General features: G+C 66.9%; 16 protein-coding genes. 10 read left to right on the forward strand and 6 right to left on the reverse strand.

What is annotated here, in order from left to right:
* The first annotated feature begins 339 nt into the window (after positions 1-339).
* From ACFFGH_RS16340 to msrA, 4 genes are all read left to right on the forward strand, one after another.
* Complete coding sequence (locus tag ACFFGH_RS16340; protein WP_386670132.1) at positions 340-1,023, forward strand: adenine nucleotide alpha hydrolase family protein; 684 nt, start codon at positions 340-342, stop codon at positions 1,021-1,023.
* Between the two features lie 282 nt (positions 1,024-1,305).
* Positions 1,306-2,223 (forward strand): 2-hydroxyacid dehydrogenase, encoded by a 918-nt coding sequence (locus ACFFGH_RS16345; protein WP_386670133.1) that lies wholly within the window; start codon positions 1,306-1,308, stop codon positions 2,221-2,223.
* Between the two features lie 98 nt (positions 2,224-2,321).
* Positions 2,322-2,771, forward strand: a complete 450-nt coding sequence (gene msrB, locus ACFFGH_RS16350) for a peptide-methionine (R)-S-oxide reductase MsrB (protein ID WP_386670135.1) — start codon at positions 2,322-2,324, stop codon at positions 2,769-2,771.
* On the forward strand, positions 2,768-3,274 hold the full coding sequence (msrA, locus tag ACFFGH_RS16355) for a peptide-methionine (S)-S-oxide reductase MsrA (RefSeq protein WP_386670137.1): 507 nt from the start codon (positions 2,768-2,770) through the stop codon (positions 3,272-3,274). The genes msrB and msrA overlap by 4 nt, the downstream gene beginning before the upstream one ends.
* Positions 3,275-3,332: 58 nt before the next feature.
* On the opposite strand, the gene ACFFGH_RS16360 is transcribed toward msrA, so the two are convergent.
* A complete protein-coding gene (locus ACFFGH_RS16360; RefSeq protein WP_386670139.1) occupies positions 3,333-3,521 on the reverse strand; it encodes a hypothetical protein in 189 nt (62 codons plus the stop codon).
* A gap of 420 nt (positions 3,522-3,941) precedes the next feature.
* Between ACFFGH_RS16360 and ACFFGH_RS16365 the strand changes: the two genes are divergently transcribed.
* Together ACFFGH_RS16365 and ACFFGH_RS16370 are read left to right on the forward strand one after the other, a co-directional pair.
* On the forward strand, positions 3,942-4,952 hold the full coding sequence (locus ACFFGH_RS16365; protein ID WP_386670140.1) for a sensor domain-containing diguanylate cyclase: 1,011 nt from the start codon (positions 3,942-3,944) through the stop codon (positions 4,950-4,952).
* Positions 4,953-5,087: 135 nt separating this feature from the next.
* Positions 5,088-5,525 (forward strand): hypothetical protein, encoded by a 438-nt coding sequence (locus ACFFGH_RS16370; protein WP_386670142.1) that lies wholly within the window; start codon positions 5,088-5,090, stop codon positions 5,523-5,525.
* A gap of 173 nt (positions 5,526-5,698) precedes the next feature.
* Here the strand turns inward: ACFFGH_RS16370 and ACFFGH_RS16375 are convergent, their stop codons facing one another.
* Together ACFFGH_RS16375 and ACFFGH_RS16380 are read right to left on the reverse strand one after the other, a co-directional pair.
* Complete coding sequence (locus tag ACFFGH_RS16375; protein WP_386670144.1) at positions 5,699-6,415, reverse strand: alpha/beta hydrolase; 717 nt, start codon at positions 6,413-6,415, stop codon at positions 5,699-5,701.
* 198 nt (positions 6,416-6,613) lie between these two features.
* Entirely contained in the window at positions 6,614-7,402 is a 789-nt protein-coding gene (locus ACFFGH_RS16380; protein WP_386670145.1) for a DUF4142 domain-containing protein, read from the reverse strand.
* Positions 7,403-7,684: 282 nt separating this feature from the next.
* On the opposite strand from ACFFGH_RS16380, the gene ACFFGH_RS16385 reads away from it, so the two are divergent.
* The 3 genes from ACFFGH_RS16385 to ACFFGH_RS16395 all read left to right on the forward strand — a co-directional run bounded on the left by ACFFGH_RS16385 (position 7,685) and on the right by ACFFGH_RS16395 (position 9,907).
* Complete coding sequence (locus tag ACFFGH_RS16385) at positions 7,685-8,542, forward strand: PA4780 family RIO1-like protein kinase (protein ID WP_386670274.1); 858 nt, start codon at positions 7,685-7,687, stop codon at positions 8,540-8,542.
* A 191-nt stretch (positions 8,543-8,733) separates the two neighbouring features.
* Positions 8,734-8,997 (forward strand): glutaredoxin domain-containing protein, encoded by a 264-nt coding sequence (locus tag ACFFGH_RS16390; RefSeq protein WP_386670147.1) that lies wholly within the window; start codon positions 8,734-8,736, stop codon positions 8,995-8,997.
* A gap of 346 nt (positions 8,998-9,343) precedes the next feature.
* Positions 9,344-9,907: a fasciclin domain-containing protein gene (locus tag ACFFGH_RS16395; protein ID WP_386670276.1), complete on the forward strand. Its 564-nt coding sequence runs from the start codon at positions 9,344-9,346 to the stop codon at positions 9,905-9,907.
* A gap of 51 nt (positions 9,908-9,958) precedes the next feature.
* Here the strand turns inward: ACFFGH_RS16395 and ACFFGH_RS16400 are convergent, their stop codons facing one another.
* Positions 9,959-11,134 (reverse strand): serine hydrolase domain-containing protein, encoded by a 1,176-nt coding sequence (locus ACFFGH_RS16400; RefSeq protein WP_386670148.1) that lies wholly within the window; start codon positions 11,132-11,134, stop codon positions 9,959-9,961.
* A 194-nt stretch (positions 11,135-11,328) separates the two neighbouring features.
* Between ACFFGH_RS16400 and ACFFGH_RS16405 the strand changes: the two genes are divergently transcribed.
* A complete protein-coding gene (locus ACFFGH_RS16405) occupies positions 11,329-13,452 on the forward strand; it encodes a M13 family metallopeptidase (RefSeq protein ID WP_386670150.1) in 2,124 nt (707 codons plus the stop codon).
* A gap of 207 nt (positions 13,453-13,659) precedes the next feature.
* Here the strand turns inward: ACFFGH_RS16405 and ACFFGH_RS16410 are convergent, their stop codons facing one another.
* Both ACFFGH_RS16410 and ACFFGH_RS16415 read right to left on the reverse strand, forming a co-directional pair.
* Positions 13,660-14,784 carry a tetratricopeptide repeat protein gene (locus ACFFGH_RS16410; RefSeq protein ID WP_386670152.1) on the reverse strand — a complete coding sequence of 375 codons (1,125 nt, stop codon included), beginning with the start codon at positions 14,782-14,784 and terminating at the stop codon, positions 13,660-13,662.
* A gap of 234 nt (positions 14,785-15,018) precedes the next feature.
* Positions 15,019-16,830 (reverse strand): DUF885 domain-containing protein, encoded by a 1,812-nt coding sequence (locus tag ACFFGH_RS16415; RefSeq protein ID WP_386670154.1) that lies wholly within the window; start codon positions 16,828-16,830, stop codon positions 15,019-15,021.
* Positions 16,831-16,984 lie beyond the last annotated feature (154 nt).

Raw genomic sequence — 16,984 nt, forward strand, 5'->3', positions numbered from 1 at the left:
TGCACGGCGCTCGGGTCGCGTTTCGCTTTTGTGGGAGTTGCACCGCCACGGCGAGGCAGCGATATGGCTGCCGGGAAGACACCGGGCGCGTCGTGATCGAAGGGCGCGGGCCGCATCACACGGGGCCCGGGGCCCGCAGGCAGCGTTCACGTACACAACGCTGACCAGCTCCCAACCGGCCGTGGCCGCTTCGACCCGGGCGCTGCGTCCTTCGAAGCAGCAAAGTGACGGAACGATCAAATGCCCGGCGAGGACGCAGCACCCGTACATCTGCTTTGGACCAGCGGTTGGGATTCGACATTTCAACTGCTGAGGGTATTGCTTGTTCACCGCAAGCCGGTGACGCCGATCTACCTCGTCGACGACAACCGTGGCTCGCTGCAGGTCGAACTGCGAACAATGGACCGTATCCGCGAGCGTCTTGCGGAACTTCACCCGTACACGCGCGAACTCATGCGTCCGACGTTGTTCGCGCGCGTCGCCGAACTTCAGCCGGACGCCGCGATCGACCAGGCGTTCAACCGGCTGGCCGCCAAGTTTCCGATAGGTTCGCAGTACAACTGGTTGGCACGGTTCTGCCGGCAACGCGACCTCAAGGATGTCGAAATCGGCTTCGAGCGTGAGCGCTACGGTGCTGGAGCGCTGCTGCTCGATCTAGTCGAGCAGGGCAGGTCGCCTGCGGGCTACCCCGCGTACCGCATCCCCGCGGCAGAGCAGCACACCGACGTGGGCACGATTTTCGGTTCGTACGTGTTCCCGCTGTTCGACATCACCAAGCAGGACATGGCGCGCGAGGTGGATGCGCGCGGCTGGCGGCCGATCATGCTCGATACGTGGTTCTGCCACAGGCCGGTCGGCACGGAGCCCTGCGGCCGGTGCCATCCGTGCCTCAACGTGATCAAGGCCGGGCTGGGCTGGCGCATTCCACCGCGCCGACGCGCACTCGGGGCCTTGCATCGCGCGACGATCGGCTTCGCGAAGAGCACGGCGAAGCGGCTTGTGCAGGGCGCCACGGCTTCGTAATCGCGTAGGGGGTAACGCCGCCGCGGCTTAGGCCGCGGCGTGGGGCAGGGCGCGGTCCACGTTGGCTTCCAGCTCGCTCGGTCAGCGCGTGTGGCGGTGCATGTCAGGTCTACCTGCGCGCCCTGAGCCCGATCGCAGCCCGTACGCGGCGCCCACACCCGACGGCGGACATGACCCGCCTGCCTGCGCGACAATCGCCTGCAAGTCGTCGGCGCTGCGGGCGCCGGCGAAAGGCTGCTGATCGCAGCGACCTCCGAATCCGGCCCGGACGATACGCGACCGATGGACGTACTGATCTGCACTGCGAAGGACCAGCACGCCTGGCGAGGCGCGCTGGCCGCCTGCCTGCCCGAGGCGCGCATACACACGGGGCCGGATGCCGTCGACTGCGACTACGCGGTGGTGTGGAAGCCGTCTCCGGAACTCTTCGCGCGCCAACAGCGGTTGAAGGCGTTGTTCTCGCTGGGCGCAGGCGTCAACGCTCTGCTTGCAATGCCATCGCTGCCGCGCGACGTGCCGCTGGTTCGAATGGAAGACGCGGGCATGGCCGACCAGATGGTCGAGTACGCGCTCTATGTCGCACTGCGCGAGTTCCGGCGCTTCCGCGATTACGCACGCGACGAGTCACAAGCGCGGTGGGCACCGCAGCCGTTGCGCACACGCGGGAGCTATCGCATCGGGATCCTCGGGCTGGGCGTGCTCGGCGGCGCGGTGGCGCAGGCGCTTGCCGGGTTCGGGTTCGATGTCGGCGGCTGGAGTCGCGGCGCGAAAGACCTGCCTGGCGTCGCCTGTGAACATGGCGACGCCGGTCTGGATGCGCTGCTCAGGCGTAGCGACCTCGTGATGCTGTTTCTGCCGCTGACGCGCGAGACCGACACGCTGCTGGATCGCGTGCGGCTCGCGCTGCTGCCGGCGGGCGCGGTGTTGGCGAACCTCTCGCGCGGCGAACTCGTCGACGACGGTGCGCTGCTGGAGGCGCTGGACACGGGTGCGCTGGGCGCCGCCTATCTGGACGTGTTCCGCGAAGAGCCGTTGCCCGCGGACCACCGCTTCTGGAGCCACCCGCGCGTCGAGATGACGCCGCACGTCGCCGCACTGACGGACGTGGCGGTCGCGTGCGAACAGGTGGCCGGCAAGATCCGCAGGCTCGAGGCCGGCCTGCCGATCAGCGGGCTGGTCGACCGGCTGCGCGAGTACTGAAGCGGCGCTCGCGCCCGCGGCCGGAGCGCGCCCCGCGGCTTGAGTTCGCCCGCTTCGGCCCTCATCCATTCTGCTCAACGCCGCCCTAGGAGCTGCCGATGAGCCAGTACACGAAGAATCCAGACGTAGTTTCGAAGCTCTCGCCCGAGCAGTACCGCGTGACCCAGCAAAGCGGGACCGAAGCGCCGGGCACGGGCGAGTATCTGAACAACAAGGAGCCGGGCATCTACGTCGATATCGTGTCGGGCGAGCCGCTGTTCGCCTCTTCGGACAAGTACGAGTCGGGCTGCGGCTGGCCGAGCTTTACCAAGCCGATCGAGCCGGCCAACGTCAGCGAGTTGCGGGACACGAGCTACGGGATGATCCGCACGGAAGTGCGTTCGGCGCATGGCGATAGTCACCTCGGGCATGTGTTTCCCGACGGTCCGCGTGATCGTGGCGGGCTGCGCTACTGCATCAATTCCGCATCGTTGCGCTTCATCCATCGCGACGACATGCAGGCGCAGGGCTACGGCGCCTACCTCGACCAGGTGGAGGACGTGCGATGACCACTGAGCGCGCGGTACTCGCCGGCGGCTGCTTCTGGGGCATGCAGGATCTGATCCGCAAGCAGGAGGGCGTGGTCTCGACACGCGTCGGCTACAGCGGCGGAGATGTTCCGAATGCGACCTACCGCAACCACGGCACGCATGCCGAAGCGATCGAGATCGTGTTCGATCCTTCGAAGATCACATACCGCCGGCTGCTGGAATTCTTCTTCCAGATCCACGATCCGACCACACCCAACCGCCAGGGCAATGACCGCGGGATGTCGTACCGGTCCGCGATTTACTACGACTCACCCGAACAGAAGCAGATCGCCGAGGACACGATCGCCGACGTGGAAGCATCTGGCATGTGGCCCGGGCGCGTGGTGACCGAAGTAGCGCCGGTCGGTGACTTCTGGGAGGCCGAGCCCGAACACCAGGATTACCTGGAGCGGTACCCGAACGGCTACACCTGCCACTTCATCCGACCCGAGTGGACCCTGCCGCGGCGGGACGCCCGCTGACGCCGACCGCGGCTGCTACGCGGCGCGATCCCAACGGCGATCGCGTCCGCTAGCGGGTTCACTGCGTCTTGTTGTCTTCTTCCCCGTGCATATAGCGGCGCTTGCCGCCCGGCGCGTCTGGATCCTGCGAGTTGCGGGCGTCCACCCAGTCCTGGCTCTCCTGATCGTGCTTGGCCTGCGGATCGGTATTGTTCATGCCGCGGTGCTGAGCCTGGTTATGGCTCGAGTCTTTCTGTCGGTTGCTCATCTACGTACTCCTCTGTGGCTGCGCCGCAGCCGGATAAGCGGCATCGGCGGCGCGGGCACCCCCATCAGAGCGGGACGGCCATCAAGGGGGCATCAAACCGGCAGTAGCGCGGGCTGCTGAACCAGTTCGGTGAGCCCCTTCACGGACGTGTCGACCGTGGAGAGGCCCGCGAGCCGAGATCGACGCGCCGACCGAGACACGTCATAGGGTTCCTGCCGCGGTCCGGGACGCTCCGGGCTGCTGATCACGCTGGCGACTGGTAAACGCGGGCGTATGGTGGCCGGGGCGCACGTGCCGGGCGCGCCGGCCGGGCCCGACCGCTCGCGCCGGCTTGTCGCAATCTGCCGGCAGCCGCGAAGTGCCCTCAAGCCGCGGAGCCGGGGGCCGTTGACGAGGACGTCAGGTCCACTCGTGCAGTCCATGGAAGCCATCCTCGCCCAGCTTGCAGACTCGATCTCGTCCGCCCGGACGCTCGAGGACCTCACCCGCCCGCTGCTCGAGATGCTCGAGGCGGTGACGGGCCTGGAATCCACGTACCTCACGACGATCGACCTGGACAAGGGCTTCCAGCACATCGTCTACGCGCGCAACTCCCGCCAGCTGCAGATTCCTGAGGGACTATCGGCGCCGTGGGAGGACACGCTCTGCAAGCGCTCGCTCGACGAAGGCCGGACGTTCACCGACGACGTCGGCACGTGCTGGGGCGACTCCGAAGCCGCGCGTGCGCTGGGCATCAACACGTATGTCAGCACCCCAGTGCGCACCAGCTGCGGCGAGCTCTACGGAACACTTTGCGCCGCAAGCTCGTCGCGTGCACCGCTCACCGCCGATGCCGAAAAGATCCTGGGCATGTTCTCCCAGTTGATCGGGCAACACGTCGAACGCGAGCGGTTGCTCGTGCAGCTGCAGCAGGCAAACGCCGAATTGGCTGCCTCGGCCCTTACCGATCCGGTGACCTGCCTGCCCAACCGACGCGCGCTGCTGCAGGAACTCACGCGGATGCTGGCACGCATCGAGCGGGACGGATCGGCGATCGTTGTGGCGTTCGTCGATCTGGACGGCTTCAAGGCGATCAACGACACCTACGGGCACGAAGCCGGCGACCAGCTGCTTGCGGCAGTCGGGCAGCGCATCCTTGCCAGCCGGCGCGCGGCGGACCTGGTGGCACGCTTCGGCGGCGACGAGTTCGTCGTGGCCGCTCCGGTCGGGCCGCATGGCGCCGAGCTGTCGGCCGAAGCGATCCGCGCAAGCCTCATCGACTGCACGCGCGGCATCTACTGGATCGATGGACGAGACATCCACTATCGCGGCGCCAGCGTCGGCGTCGCGGTCGCGAACGGCGGGCACGCCGACATCGAGGCACTGCTGCGGCGCGCCGACGCATCGATGTACGCGCTCAAGCGCGTGCGCTCGCTCGGTACGGCTGCCTGAGCTGGTCCGCGCGCCGGCATAGCCTCGACCGATTCGGCCGCCGTACTGAAGCGCAGCGAGCGTGCGTCCCGTCGGGCCGTTCCCACGTCGGGCTCATCGCCGTACCCTCACGACGTCAGGCAGACCGGAGAAGAGATGAGCACAGTGGGCGCAGGTCAGGGCGGAGGGGCGGTGCTGCAGGGCAGGGATGAGCGGCAGGCGCAGACGCATGAGTGGTGCGTTGCTGCATTCGGTGACCACGACGCGCGCTCGGTCGCGCAACGCGGACTCAGGCTGGCGGAGGAAGCGATCGAGACCGCGCAGGCCTGCGGGTGCGATGCCGCGATGCTGCACCGGTTGATCGACCACGTGTATTCAAAGCCTGTGGGCGAGTTGGCACAGGAGCTCGGGGGCCTTGGCGTAACGCTGCTCGCGCTTGCCGAGGCGGCCGGGATCAGTGCGGACGACGCCGAGCAGCTCGAGCTGGCACGCGTGCGCGCGATTCCGCTGTCGCACTTCGCGGCACGCAACGCAGCGAAGAAGGCGGCGGGATTTCACGTGTCCGCGCAGAACACGGGCCGCGCGGAAGAGTAGGCGGTCGCAGTCGGTGCCCGCGTCAGCATCGCCGTGCCGACCTACTCGTCTGATGAGTCGCTCGAGCACCGGCATTGCGTTGTGACGACGCGCGCGCGGCACGCACAGCGACAGCGGATTTCGCGGCACACGGCTTATAGCGGCGCAGAGTCGTCCCGCGACTCAGCGTCGTCCTACGAGTCGGGGCCCACATCCTCGCGTGGCTGGTTCCAGCGCTTGTCCGCGGCGCTGAACCAGTCGAGGACATCCCACTCCATTGCAGGGGTGAGCTCATGCCCGGCGTCGTGCAACCGCAGCTCGTGCGCCACCCCGAGTCGCATGAGCCAGGCTTCCGCGCGTTCGGCCCATTGGAGCGGCAGGGTTTCGTCGTTGCGCCCGTGCACGACCAGGGCGTCCAGATGGCGAAATGAATCGACCGATGCGACCTGGGGTTCCAGTTCCGGCATCAGGCGCCCGCCGACCATCCCGAAGCCCGCAAGACACGAGGGCTCAGTAAGCGCGACGCTCGCGCTGAGAATTCCGCCCTGGCTGAAGCCCGCGGCCACGGTATGTGATGGCGGCACGCCGAAGCGCTGCTGCAGCTGCGAAATGAACTCGACGAGCTTCAGCCGCGCATCTTCGGCCTCGTCCTCAACGATCTGTGGACCATCTTCGCTGAGCCCCTCGCGAAACCAGCCCAACCTGTCGCCGCTGATCGAACGCGGCCCGCGTGGAAGCACCACGAGAACGTCTTCAGCGGTGGCGGCGCCCAGTGGCTCCAGTTGGTGTTCGTCGCCACCCACGCCGTGCAGCAGGATGAGCAACGCGCGTGGCTGCTCCGGGCGTGGCTCCAGCGCATGGAACGCGAGTGCATACGCGGCATCGTGGATCAGTGTTCCGGACTGTTTCATGCCTCTGCTCCAACCCGGGCGTGGTGCCCGGGTTGCGCAATGGCCCCGCCTAAAGACACGGTTGGGCCGTTTTCGTTTGATTGCCGGCGAAGCGGGCATGGATGTAGTTGACGGACAGTTGCGCGGTGCCCGGCCGACTTGCGATCCCTTCGCCCCGCGGCGGGCCGCAGCGCCCGCCGTTCGCCGGGCAGCAAGTCCTCAGCCGCCGAGCTGACCCTGAAGCTGCTGGGCACGCTCGAGGTGCATCTGCAGCGCCTGCCGGGTCTTCATCATGAAGTCGCGCGCGGCCGGGTCGGTCGCCACATTCATCGACGCATCCACCATTGCGATCGCGTGCTGGTGGCTCGCCACCATGTGCTCGACGTAGGCGCGTGCATACGCATCACCCTGCAACGCGCCCAGGCGATCCTGACTGAGCTTGCCGGCGGCCATCAGCTTCTGGATCGTCGTGCCGTCAGCCGGCATGCCGCCCATCTTCTCGATCATCGCGCGCGTCTGCGCCAGGTGCGGCGTGTGCTGCGCGACCATCATGTCGGCGTATGCCATCACCGGGCCGGTGACCTTCTTCGCCTTCGCCTGCTGCGAAAGCGCGATTTCCATCTGGTCGACGGTCGCGACCAGCGCCAGTGCTTCGGTCGCCGAGTTGATTGTCATCGGGCCGCGGGCGCCGTCCATTCCAGTCGACCCAGCGGTCGCGGACCCTGCGGATGCTGCCCCGGTCGTGGTCGAGCCGTGCGAACCGGAATGACCCATGTTCGACGAGCCGCTGCTCGACGTGCCCATGTTCGACGAACCCATGCTCGACGAGCCCATCTGCGACGACGACGCGCCTGCGCTGCCCCGTGCGCCAGCGGAAGCCGTTGACGTCGACGCGCGGGCGTCGGCAGAACCTGCGGCCATGGCGTTGTCGTCGGTATGCGCACATGCGCCAAGCGCAAGCGTCAGTACCGCGGTACTCATCATCGCGATCGGATGTTTGATGTTCATCGTTGTTGTCCTCGGTCGGGTGGGGTGGCCCATGGGCCGAAGCGCACGCTACGCACGAGCGGCTGCCAGCAGGGTGAAGGCCGCAATGCCTTCTGTAACGGGCTGTTCATTAGGTTCGCGCCGCGCCCGCGCTACCCGCGCGAGACGCTCCCGCTTCGAAACGGGCCGCGCTTTGCGGCTGCCCGATCGCGATTGCATGAACGCGGCCCTCGTGCGCGCTGGGGCTTGCGTTCGCAAGATGCGAAGATGCCTGCCCACCGTGGCAATCGTTTCCGGATCTGCATGAAAACCCCGAAGGCGCTCGAAGCGCTGATCGATGACGGCGTCATCGACGAAGTGCTGCGCCCGCTCAAGAGCGGAAAAGAAGCCGCCGTTTACGTTGTCCGCAGCGGTGACGATGTGCGCTGTGCAAAGGTCTACAAGGACATGGCGCAGCGCAGCTTTCAGCAGCGCGTGCAGTATCAAGAAGGCCGCAAGGTGCGTGGCAGCCGCGAGGCGCGTGCGATCGGGAAGGCCACCAACTACGGGCGGAAGCAGCAGGAGGCCGCTTGGAAAAACACCGAGGTCGACGCGCTTTACCTGCTGCGCGATGCGGGCGTGCGCGTGCCGGAACCGTACGGTTACTACCACGGCGTGCTGGTCATGGAGCTGGTCACTGATGCGGACGGGTATTCCGCACCGCGGCTCGGTGAGCTCGAGCTGACGGCCGAGCAGGCGCGCGAGTTTCACGCGGTGCTCGTAAGGCAGGTCGTGCGCATGCTGTGCTGCGGACTGATCCATGGCGACCTGTCCGAGTACAACGTACTCGTCGGCCCCGACGGTCCGATCGTCATCGATTTCCCGCAGGTCGTAAGCGCAGCCGGCAACAACGCGGCGCGGCGGATGCTGATCCGCGACGTCAACAATCTCACTGCAAGCCTCGGCCGTTGGGCGCCAGAGCTGCTCGACACCTGGTACGCGGAGGAGATGTGGGCGCTGTTCGAAGCCGGCGAACTGCAGCCTGATACAGCGCTCACCGGTCGCTTCGTGCACGAGCAGGGCGATGTCGACCTCGACGGCCTGCGACATGCGATCAATGATGCGCGCGAAGAAGCGCTGATCCGTCAGCAGGGACGCGAAGCGGCTGCCGAGGCCGACTGAAGCTCGGAGGTCGGCGTTGCTGATCGGCATGCGTGTGTATCTCGGCCGCCCGTAGCGGGGCCGTATGTGACGGGTAGAGCCTCGGCGCCCGCGCTTGCAATCACGCTGTTGCGCAAGCGTTCGTCGTGACCTCGTCATTGCATCTGCGCGGATAACGTGTGGGCCCGCTATCCACACGCAGGAGCCGCGACATGAACCAGTCCAGCCAGAGCAACGAATCAAAGCAGGCCACGCTGTATCGCATGGTGCTGCCCGACCATGTATGCCCGTTCGGCGTGAAATCTCTCGAGCTTCTGCAGCGTAACGGCTACTCCGTCGAGGACCGTCATCTGTCGACGCGCGAAGAGACCGACGCGTTCAAGGCCGAGCATGGTGTCCCGACGACGCCGCAGACCTTCATCGATGGCGAGCGCATCGGCGGCAGTGACGACCTCGAGCGCTGGCTGGATAGCTGAGCGCGCTCTAGCCGCGACACGGACACGCCGCACTGAACCGGCGCGGCGTGTCCGCGTTCGCTGCGTGTAGGGCAGGCGCGCTCGCGACAGCACACCGGCCCGCTGCCCACCTTGGACTTTGACGGTGCCCGTACGGAAACCAAACGGGCGCGTGCGCTGGGCGCAGCATCTGCATCCGCACCGGCCGAACAGCCGTAAGTAAAGGTAACGACGCCATCTGCAGCGATCGTATTGATCGCAGCCGCCGAGCGTCAGCCCCTTTCCAAACGGAGTTCTACCGATGAACCACAGACTGCTTACCCTCGCTCTGTCCTCGGCTGCAATGCTGTCGCTCGCAGCCTGCTCGATGGACTCAGTGAATACCCGCGATTCGATGGCGGGCGCATCGGCTGATACCTCGGTTTCTGCGTCGGCGTCGGCCTCGGCCGACACGAACCCCATGGTCGGCGGTGCACCGATGCTCCGCAGCCGCGACATCATCGATAACGCGGTCAACTCCGCGGATCACACCACGCTCGTCGCCGCAGTAAAGGCTGCCGGCCTCGTCGATACGCTGAAGGGGGCAGGGCCGTTCACGGTCTTCGCACCGACCAACGCCGCATTCGAGCAACTGCCGGCCGGCACGGTTGATTCGCTGCTGAAGCCGGAGAACAAGCAGATGCTGACCACGGTGCTGACGTACCACGTCGTGCCGGGCCGGGTCGACGCGCGCGCACTTGCGTCGCAGATCCAGTCGGGCGGTGGACAAGCCAAGCTCAAGACGGTGCAGGGCGGCACGCTGACCGCGCGTATGAATGGTAATTCCGTGGTCGTCGTCGATGCCAAGGGCAACACATCGACGGTCACCACCGCCGACGTCTACCAGAGCAACGGCGTGATCCATGTGGTCGACACGGTACTGATGCCCTGACAGTCGGGTCGGGTGGGGGAGCAGGGCCTGCCACCGCGGCAGGCCCTGCTTTTATCGCGTGCGGGGCCGTGGCGCGGCGGGCTGGGCGTCTGCCTCGAGGGCGCCGATGAAGCGTGTCACGACGCCTTCCAGATCCGGCGTCCAGCGCAGCACGATTACGAGATCGTGCTCGCGGTCGACATAGATGTAGTTGCCACCGAACCCTGCGGCCCAGAAGGCCGATTCGGGCGCCGCGGGTATCGCCTTGCGGTCGGTATTGAGCCACCACAGGTAACCGTAGTCAGGCTTGATGGGCGAGGGGCGAGTGGCCTGCTCGATCCAATTCACCGACACGAGCTGCTGCTTGCCCCAACGGCCGTTGCGCAGCATCAGCAGGCCGAAGCGTGCATGGTCTGCCGCGCTGATGAACATGCCGCCGCCGAAATGGCCGCCGCCCGAGACCGACTGCATCTGCAGCCCATCCAGCGGCACCCACGAGTTCTCGTAGCCGTGCCAGCGCCAGGTGTTGCTGGCGCCGATCGGGTCCATGATGCGCGCTTTCAGCACACGTGGCAGCGGCTCGCGCAGCACGTGCAGCAGGCTCAGCGCCAGCAGGTTGATGCGCACATCGTTGTACTTGTAGTGCGTGCCGGGCGCACGTAGCGGCCGCTTCGAAGGATCGTCGCCCTCGGGACGGTCGGCCCAGTCATGCACGTCCCACAGCGTGCCGCTCCAGTCCGAGGTCTGGTGCAGCAGGTGCTGCCAGGTGATCGCACCGTTGTGTGCGCCTTCGAACCACGGCCCCGGCACGTACGGGCCAACACGGTCGTCGACCGAGGCGATCAGGCCGTCCTCGACCGCGAGCCCTGCGACGGTCGACAGATAGCTCTTGACCACGCTGAAGGTCATGTCGACGCGGTCGATGTCGCCCCACTCGGCGACAATGCGGCCGTCGCGGATGATGAGACCGCTGGCCTGGTCGCGTGGCACCAGCGGGCCCAGGATCCGGTAGTTCGGCTCCTTGGTTCCGTATGACTCGAGCAGCACGGGGCGCAGGTCCGACGGCTGCACTTCCGCCTTGCTCTTCGCATATGCGACGGCTTCCGCGAGCCGGGCCGCATCAAAGCCGGCATCCCCGGGCGCCTGCCGCGCCCACTCGTGCCGCGGCGGAACGTAGTCGGACGCCTGTACAGGCGTGCCGAGCAGCAAGACAGTTGCGGCGACCGCAACGTGAACCAGACGAAGCATGGCGAAGGTTTCCTCGGTCGTTCATCTGCAGCATAACGACGAGGGCGCGGACGGCCGCACAATCGTCGCACTGGAGTGTTGCCGCCCCGCGGCCAGACACATCCGGAAAAAGCCGGGGCCGGATTTCGACCTATGCTCCCGCTGTGCGGCGGCCCGCCGGGCTGCCTTCCATTGCTGCTACCGGAGATACCGCTTTGAAGAGGACCCTGCTGGCCGTCGCCACGGCCATGGCGCTTACGGTCGCGGCACCGCTTGCCGCGCGCGATCGCGGCGATTGCCTGGACGATGCCTGCAACACGCAGGCGCTCTACGAGAACGAGGCCGCCGGTGCCGGCACAGCGGGCGACGTCATCGAAGCCAAGCGCCTCGGTCGCTGGGGCATCGACACCGATGGCATGGACACCAGCGTCAAGCCCGGCGCCGACTTCTTCGGCTACGTCAACGGCAACTGGGCGAAGAACACCCCGATCCCGGCCGATCGTTCGAGCTACGGCGGCTTCGCCGTGCTGCGCGACCTGTCCGAGGCGCGCGTGCGCAAGCTGGTCGAGAGCTACCCGGCGGCGGACCCCGCGAGTGGCGACGACCAAGCGAAGGTCGCAGCGCTCTACCGTGGTTTCATGGACGAGGCCGCGATTGAATCGATCGGCACCAAGCCGCTGAAACCGCGCCTGGATGCGATCCGCGCGGCGAAGGACAAGGCGGCGATTGCCGAACTGATGGGCCGGGCCAACAGCGGTTTCGGCCGCAGCTTCTTCGCCGCCGGTGTGTCCGATGACCAGCGCGACCCCGACCGTTACACGCTGTACCTGAGCCAGTCGGGCCTGGGCCTCGGCGACCGACAGATGTACCTGGACGAGAAGTTCGCGCCGCAACGCGAGCGCTACCAGGCCTACATCGCGCAGATGCTCGGCCTGGCGGGTTGGGGCAAGCCGGCCGAGCGCGCGGCGGAGATCCTCGCGCTTGAAACGAAGATCGCCGAGGCGCACTGGACCCGTGCGGAAAGCCGCGACCGCGACAAAACCTACAACCCGGCGACGCTGGCCGAACTCGAAAAGAACGCGCCGGGCTTCCCGTGGAAGACCTACTTCAAAGCCGCCGGCGTCGACCACGCCGAACGCGCGGTGCTGCGCCAGAACACGGCGTTCCCGAAGCTCGCCTCGATCTTCGCCGGTGCCGACCTCGACACGCTGAAGGCGTGGCAGGCATTCCACACCGTCGACCAGGCGGCGCCGCTGCTGCCGAAGGCGTTCGTCGATGCGGAGTTCGAGTTCCGCTCGAAGTTCCTGTCCGGCCAGCCCGAGCAGCGCGAGCGCTGGAAGCGCGGCGTCGCGTTCGCCGAGAACGCGATGGGCGAGGCGATCGGTCGCGACTACGTGCAGCTGTACTTCCCGGCCGACTCGAAGGCGAAGATGGATGCGCTGGTCGCCAACGTGAAGGAGGCGATGCGCGCCCGGCTCAACGGTCTGGAGTGGATGGGGCCGGAGACCCGCAAGGAAGCGCTCGCCAAGCTCGATGGCTTCGGACTGAAGATCGGCTACCCGGAGAAGTGGCGCGATTACAGCGGCCTCAATGTCGTTGCCGGTGATGTGTTCGGCAATGCCGAGCGCGCCGCGCAGTTCGAATGGGATTACGACCGTGCCCGCATCGGCAAGAACGTCGACAAGGGCGAGTGGGGCATGACGCCGCAGACCGTCAACGCGTACTACTCGTCGGTCAAGAACGAGATCGTGTTCCCGGCCGCGATCCTGCAGCCGCCGTTCTTCGATCCGCAGGCCGACCCCGCGGTGAATTACGGCGCGATCGGTGGCGTGATCGGCCACGAGATCATCCACGGCTTCGACGACCAGGGCCGCAAGTCGGATGGTGCCGGCGTGCTTCGCGACTGGTGGACCAAGGACGATGCGACAAAGTTCGAGGCACAGGCCGCGAAGCTGGGCGCACAGTACGAGGCCTACGAATTCCCGCAGCTGCCGGGCATGCGCATCAACGGCAAGGTGGCGATGGGCGAGAACATCGGCGACCTCGGCGGCGTGACGATCGCGCTGGAGGCCTACCGTCGCTCGCTGGACGGCAAGCCTGCACCGGTGCTCGATGGCTTCACCGGGGACCAGCGCCTCTTCATGGGCTGGGCACAGGTGTGGCGCACCCTGTGGCGCGACGACGCGCTGCGCCAGCAGCTGGTCAATGGCACGCACTCGCCGGGCCAGATCCGCGCGTTCGCGCCGCTGCGTAACGTCGACGCCTGGTACGACGCGTTCGGCATCACCAAGGGCGACCCGCTGTGGGTCGCGCCGGAAGACCGGGTGCGGATCTGGTAATCAGAACGGGGCGGTGAGAACCGCCCCGTTTTTTTGTGCGCTTCGGGAGACGACACCGGTAGCGAAAGCCGCCCGCGGCGTGTCGCGGTCTTGGCGCGCTGGCAGGGTGCCGGTTGATCCTGATGGATTCGCTAAGGAGCGGGCTCAGCTCTGACAAGCGCTGCGGCCCGATCCGCAGCCAGCGGTAGAACACGCCTTGTGCAGCGCTTAACGCGGCTGCATGCGAAGACTTTCGAGCTTGGCGAGGTAACGGTCGCGCACGCTGCCCTGGCTCAGCTCGTGTGCGCGCGTGAGCGATTTCTCGGCCCGGCGTGAATGCCCGAGCAGCAGGTACACCCGCGCCAGCCCCGAATGGAACCGGTGCTCGCCCTCGTGCAGGCGGATCGCGTTTCGGTAGTGGCCGACGGCGCGATCGTACTGGCCACGCTTTTCCTGCTCGAGGGCCAGCTGGAACTGGTGGAACGGATCCTTCAGCTGCTCCTTGTCCAGCCGCTTGCGGTAAGCCGCAGCGCGCGCGGCGTTGCCGCGGCGCTCCTCGAGCGCGACCAGATTCACCAGCGTCGCCACGTGCGTCGGTGCCAATGACAGCGCCTGCTCGTAATGGCGCTCCGCAGCCTGCAGATCGCCCTTGCGCATTTCCAGTACGCCGGCGTTGCTCCAGCTGGTCGCGTAGCCGGGATCAAGCTGCAGCGATGCGGCCATGTGTCGCGCAGCCGCATCGCGCTGACCACTGCCGGTCAGTTCAATCGCGCGGTTGTTGTAATACAGCGCCAGCAGGCGCTCGTCATCGATCGGTTGCGCCGGGTGGCGCGCTATTACCGAGTCCTGCGCCACGTCGACGGCGAAGCGTCGAGTTTGCACGGACACGCCGGCGTTCACGTGGTTCGTCCGGTACACCAGGCTCTGGTCCTGGTGCCAGGTGAGGGTGTCCTCGATGCCCTGGCCGTAGGCCTTGAGCCCGGCTTGCCGCGCCAGCGCGACGGTCAGCAGCGTAAACGTCAGGCAGTTCGCCGTGCGGGTGCGGTACGCCTCGGCCACCGTGTAGGTCGCATCGTGGCGGTACGTGATGCCGAGCCCGGACTTCCCGAACAGGAAGCCGACCAAGCGGGTCAGGACCTGCTGCTGGTTGCCGCCCGCAGCAAGCACCTGTTTCTCGAACTGGGCGCGCAGCTCGGGCGGAATCGCCATGATCTGTTCGCGGCCGGGCGCGTCGGCAGCCTCGGCCACGGTGTGCTCGGCACGCGTTCCGGCGGGCGGCTCGTCCGGCTGACGTGCATGAGCAGGGAGAGACAACAGCAGTGCTGCAGCCGCTGCAAGGATCCAGCCGGCCATACCCACGTCCAACCGCGGTGATGCGCGGAAGATTTACCTGCGGCCAGTCTAGGCCGTTGAAACCAGCGAACTGAGAAACGGCGCCGGTTTCCGCGTGTGGCATGCGGCACAAGTGCGAACGATTCAGCCCGCTGCGGTCTACGCTCGAGCTACCGGCGACCGCCCGACGCCGAGGCCGGCCGCTCGGATACTGGGGACGCCGGGCGCCACAGCATCCGAGCCACCTCAGGTCCGTCATTCGATCGGCTGGTCCAGCATCAACTGCCGCACGAACCTCACCGGCGGGGCACCATAGGACAGCACCTGATCGTGGTAGGTCTTCAGATCGAACGCTTCGCCTCGCTTCGCTTCGACGGCCTTGCGGGTGTCGAAATGCTCGGCCGAACCGACGAAATACGTCGGTAACTGTGCGCTCGTAAGCTGCGCTCGCACCCACTTACCGGCCGCTTCGCGCTCCTGCTGGAAGGTGTCGTGCGTCATCAGGCGCATCGCCTGGTCACGGCTCCAGCCGTCGACATGCACGCCCTGGTCGAGGATCGCGTTCGCGATCGTGCGCAGGTAGAACTTGAGCTGCACGAGGCGGAACAGCGGGTCGTTATCCATGTAGCCCGCGTCGGCCATCATGTCCTCGGTGTAGACCGCCCAGCCTTCGGCGAACAGACCGGAGCGCAACACGCCGCGCAGGATGGACGGGTGGCGGGCCGAATGGGCGCCCTCGAGGTAATGCCCGGGCATCGCTTCGTGGATGCTGAGCAGGTGGATCATGCGGTTGTTGTATTCGCGCAGGAACGACTCGGCCTGGGCGTCGGTCCAGTCGTCGGGGATCGGTGAGATCGCGTAGTACGTGTCCAGCCCCTTGTCGAGCGGGCCGGGCGAGTCGGCATATGCCACCGCGACGCCGCGCTGGAACTCCGGCATCAGGATGATCTCGACCGGATCGGCCGGCACGGTGACGAGGTCCTTTTCGCGCACGAATTCAGTAGCGACGTCGAGCGCCTGCTTCGCAGCCTCGACGACGTTCGTGCGCGAAGGACGCTCGGCATAGGCGAGTTCTAGCGCCGCCTCGATTGCCTTCTGGCGCTGCGCGTCGGTCGGGTTGGCCGGCGTCGGCGGCGCGCCACGGCGCCCCTGCAGCACCTGGCGCGCGATGTCGTACATCTCGGCGCGCACGCGCTGCAGTTCGGCGCGTGCGCGCTCGCCGATCTCCGCGCGCGACAGCGATGACATCAGGGCGAACTGCAGCTTCTGGTCGTAGAGCTCGGCACCGATGCGGAAGTCGCCCTTCGCATTCGGCACCAGGGTCTTGTCGAGCCACGTCTGCTGTTCGGCAACCGCCTTGCGAAGGTTCGCCACCGCGGCATCGAGCCGTTCGCGGTCGGCGCCGCTGAGCTGGCCGGCGTTCGGAGTGATGAACTGGTCGACCAGTTGCAGCAGGCCCGCATGCTGCTTCGCAACCGTTTCGGCGTGGATCTTCGGAACGCGCGCCGGGTCGATGTTTTCGCGCATCTGCGCGAACAGCGTCGGAATCTGCTGCATGCGCGCCGTAGCGGACTTCAGGCGCTGCGGCATCGGGGCGAACTCGCGTGCCATCAGGTTGTAGATCGCGCTTCCGGCGAGGCCCGTGTAGACCTGCGGGTCGCGCGCCCACGACTGGAACGTTTCGATGTTCCAGATATCCGAACGCAACTGGTTACGCAGGATCAGCGCATCGACCTGGTTCTCGCGCGAGAGCCGGCTGGTATCGAGCGCGTCGAGTTCGGCAAGCAGTGACCGGCTGAAGTCCACGAGGCGCTGCCGACCCTCGGCATCGAGGTCGTCGATGCGATCGTCGAAGCGGTGGTCGCCGAGCTGGGTCGCGGCAATCGGGTTCAGTGCCATCCAGCCGTCGAGCCAGCGCCTTGAGATTTCGGCGAAGCGCGCGTCCGGCGCACTGTCCACGCGGGAAGCGGCAGTGGCAGCGGCCGCGCCCGGTGCATCGGGAGCAGGGACGCTCTGGCAGCCGGCCAATGCAAGGGTGAGCAGGGCGGTCGTCGGCAGGAGGCGCATCGGGATACCCGGTTGGAAAGCCTCAAGCATACGTACGGCCCATGCGGACGGCCGCTCACGCCATCACCACGGGGCGCGGATCCGCGTCGCAAGCACCGGCGGGACTGACAGCGGGCTCACCCGCGCGGTGCTACCTCTCGGGTTGAAGTGCCCC

The organism is Lysobacter korlensis (assembly GCF_042434515.1).

Bases quoted from the DNA above. Each gene is read 5' to 3' on its own strand.
- ACFFGH_RS16415 (WP_386670154.1), bottom strand. From the start codon at position 16,830: ATGCGCCTCCTGCCGACGACCGCCCTGCTCACCCTTGCATTGGCCGGC.
- ACFFGH_RS16375 (WP_386670144.1), bottom strand. From the start codon at position 6,415: ATGAAACAGTCCGGAACACTGATCCACGATGCCGCGTATGCACTCGCG.
- ACFFGH_RS16345 (WP_386670133.1), top strand. From the start codon at position 1,306: ATGGACGTACTGATCTGCACTGCGAAGGACCAGCACGCCTGGCGAGGC.
- ACFFGH_RS16390 (WP_386670147.1), top strand. From the start codon at position 8,734: ATGAACCAGTCCAGCCAGAGCAACGAATCAAAGCAGGCCACGCTGTAT.
- ACFFGH_RS16400 (WP_386670148.1), bottom strand. From the start codon at position 11,134: ATGCTTCGTCTGGTTCACGTTGCGGTCGCCGCAACTGTCTTGCTGCTC.
- ACFFGH_RS16385 (WP_386670274.1), top strand. From the start codon at position 7,685: ATGAAAACCCCGAAGGCGCTCGAAGCGCTGATCGATGACGGCGTCATC.
- ACFFGH_RS16410 (WP_386670152.1), bottom strand. From the start codon at position 14,784: ATGGCCGGCTGGATCCTTGCAGCGGCTGCAGCACTGCTGTTGTCTCTC.
- ACFFGH_RS16370 (WP_386670142.1), top strand. From the start codon at position 5,088: ATGAGCACAGTGGGCGCAGGTCAGGGCGGAGGGGCGGTGCTGCAGGGC.
- msrB (WP_386670135.1), top strand. From the start codon at position 2,322: ATGAGCCAGTACACGAAGAATCCAGACGTAGTTTCGAAGCTCTCGCCC.
- ACFFGH_RS16360 (WP_386670139.1), bottom strand. From the start codon at position 3,521: ATGAGCAACCGACAGAAAGACTCGAGCCATAACCAGGCTCAGCACCGC.
- msrA (WP_386670137.1), top strand. From the start codon at position 2,768: ATGACCACTGAGCGCGCGGTACTCGCCGGCGGCTGCTTCTGGGGCATG.
- ACFFGH_RS16395 (WP_386670276.1), top strand. From the start codon at position 9,344: ATGGACTCAGTGAATACCCGCGATTCGATGGCGGGCGCATCGGCTGAT.
- ACFFGH_RS16365 (WP_386670140.1), top strand. From the start codon at position 3,942: ATGGAAGCCATCCTCGCCCAGCTTGCAGACTCGATCTCGTCCGCCCGG.
- ACFFGH_RS16380 (WP_386670145.1), bottom strand. From the start codon at position 7,402: ATGAACATCAAACATCCGATCGCGATGATGAGTACCGCGGTACTGACG.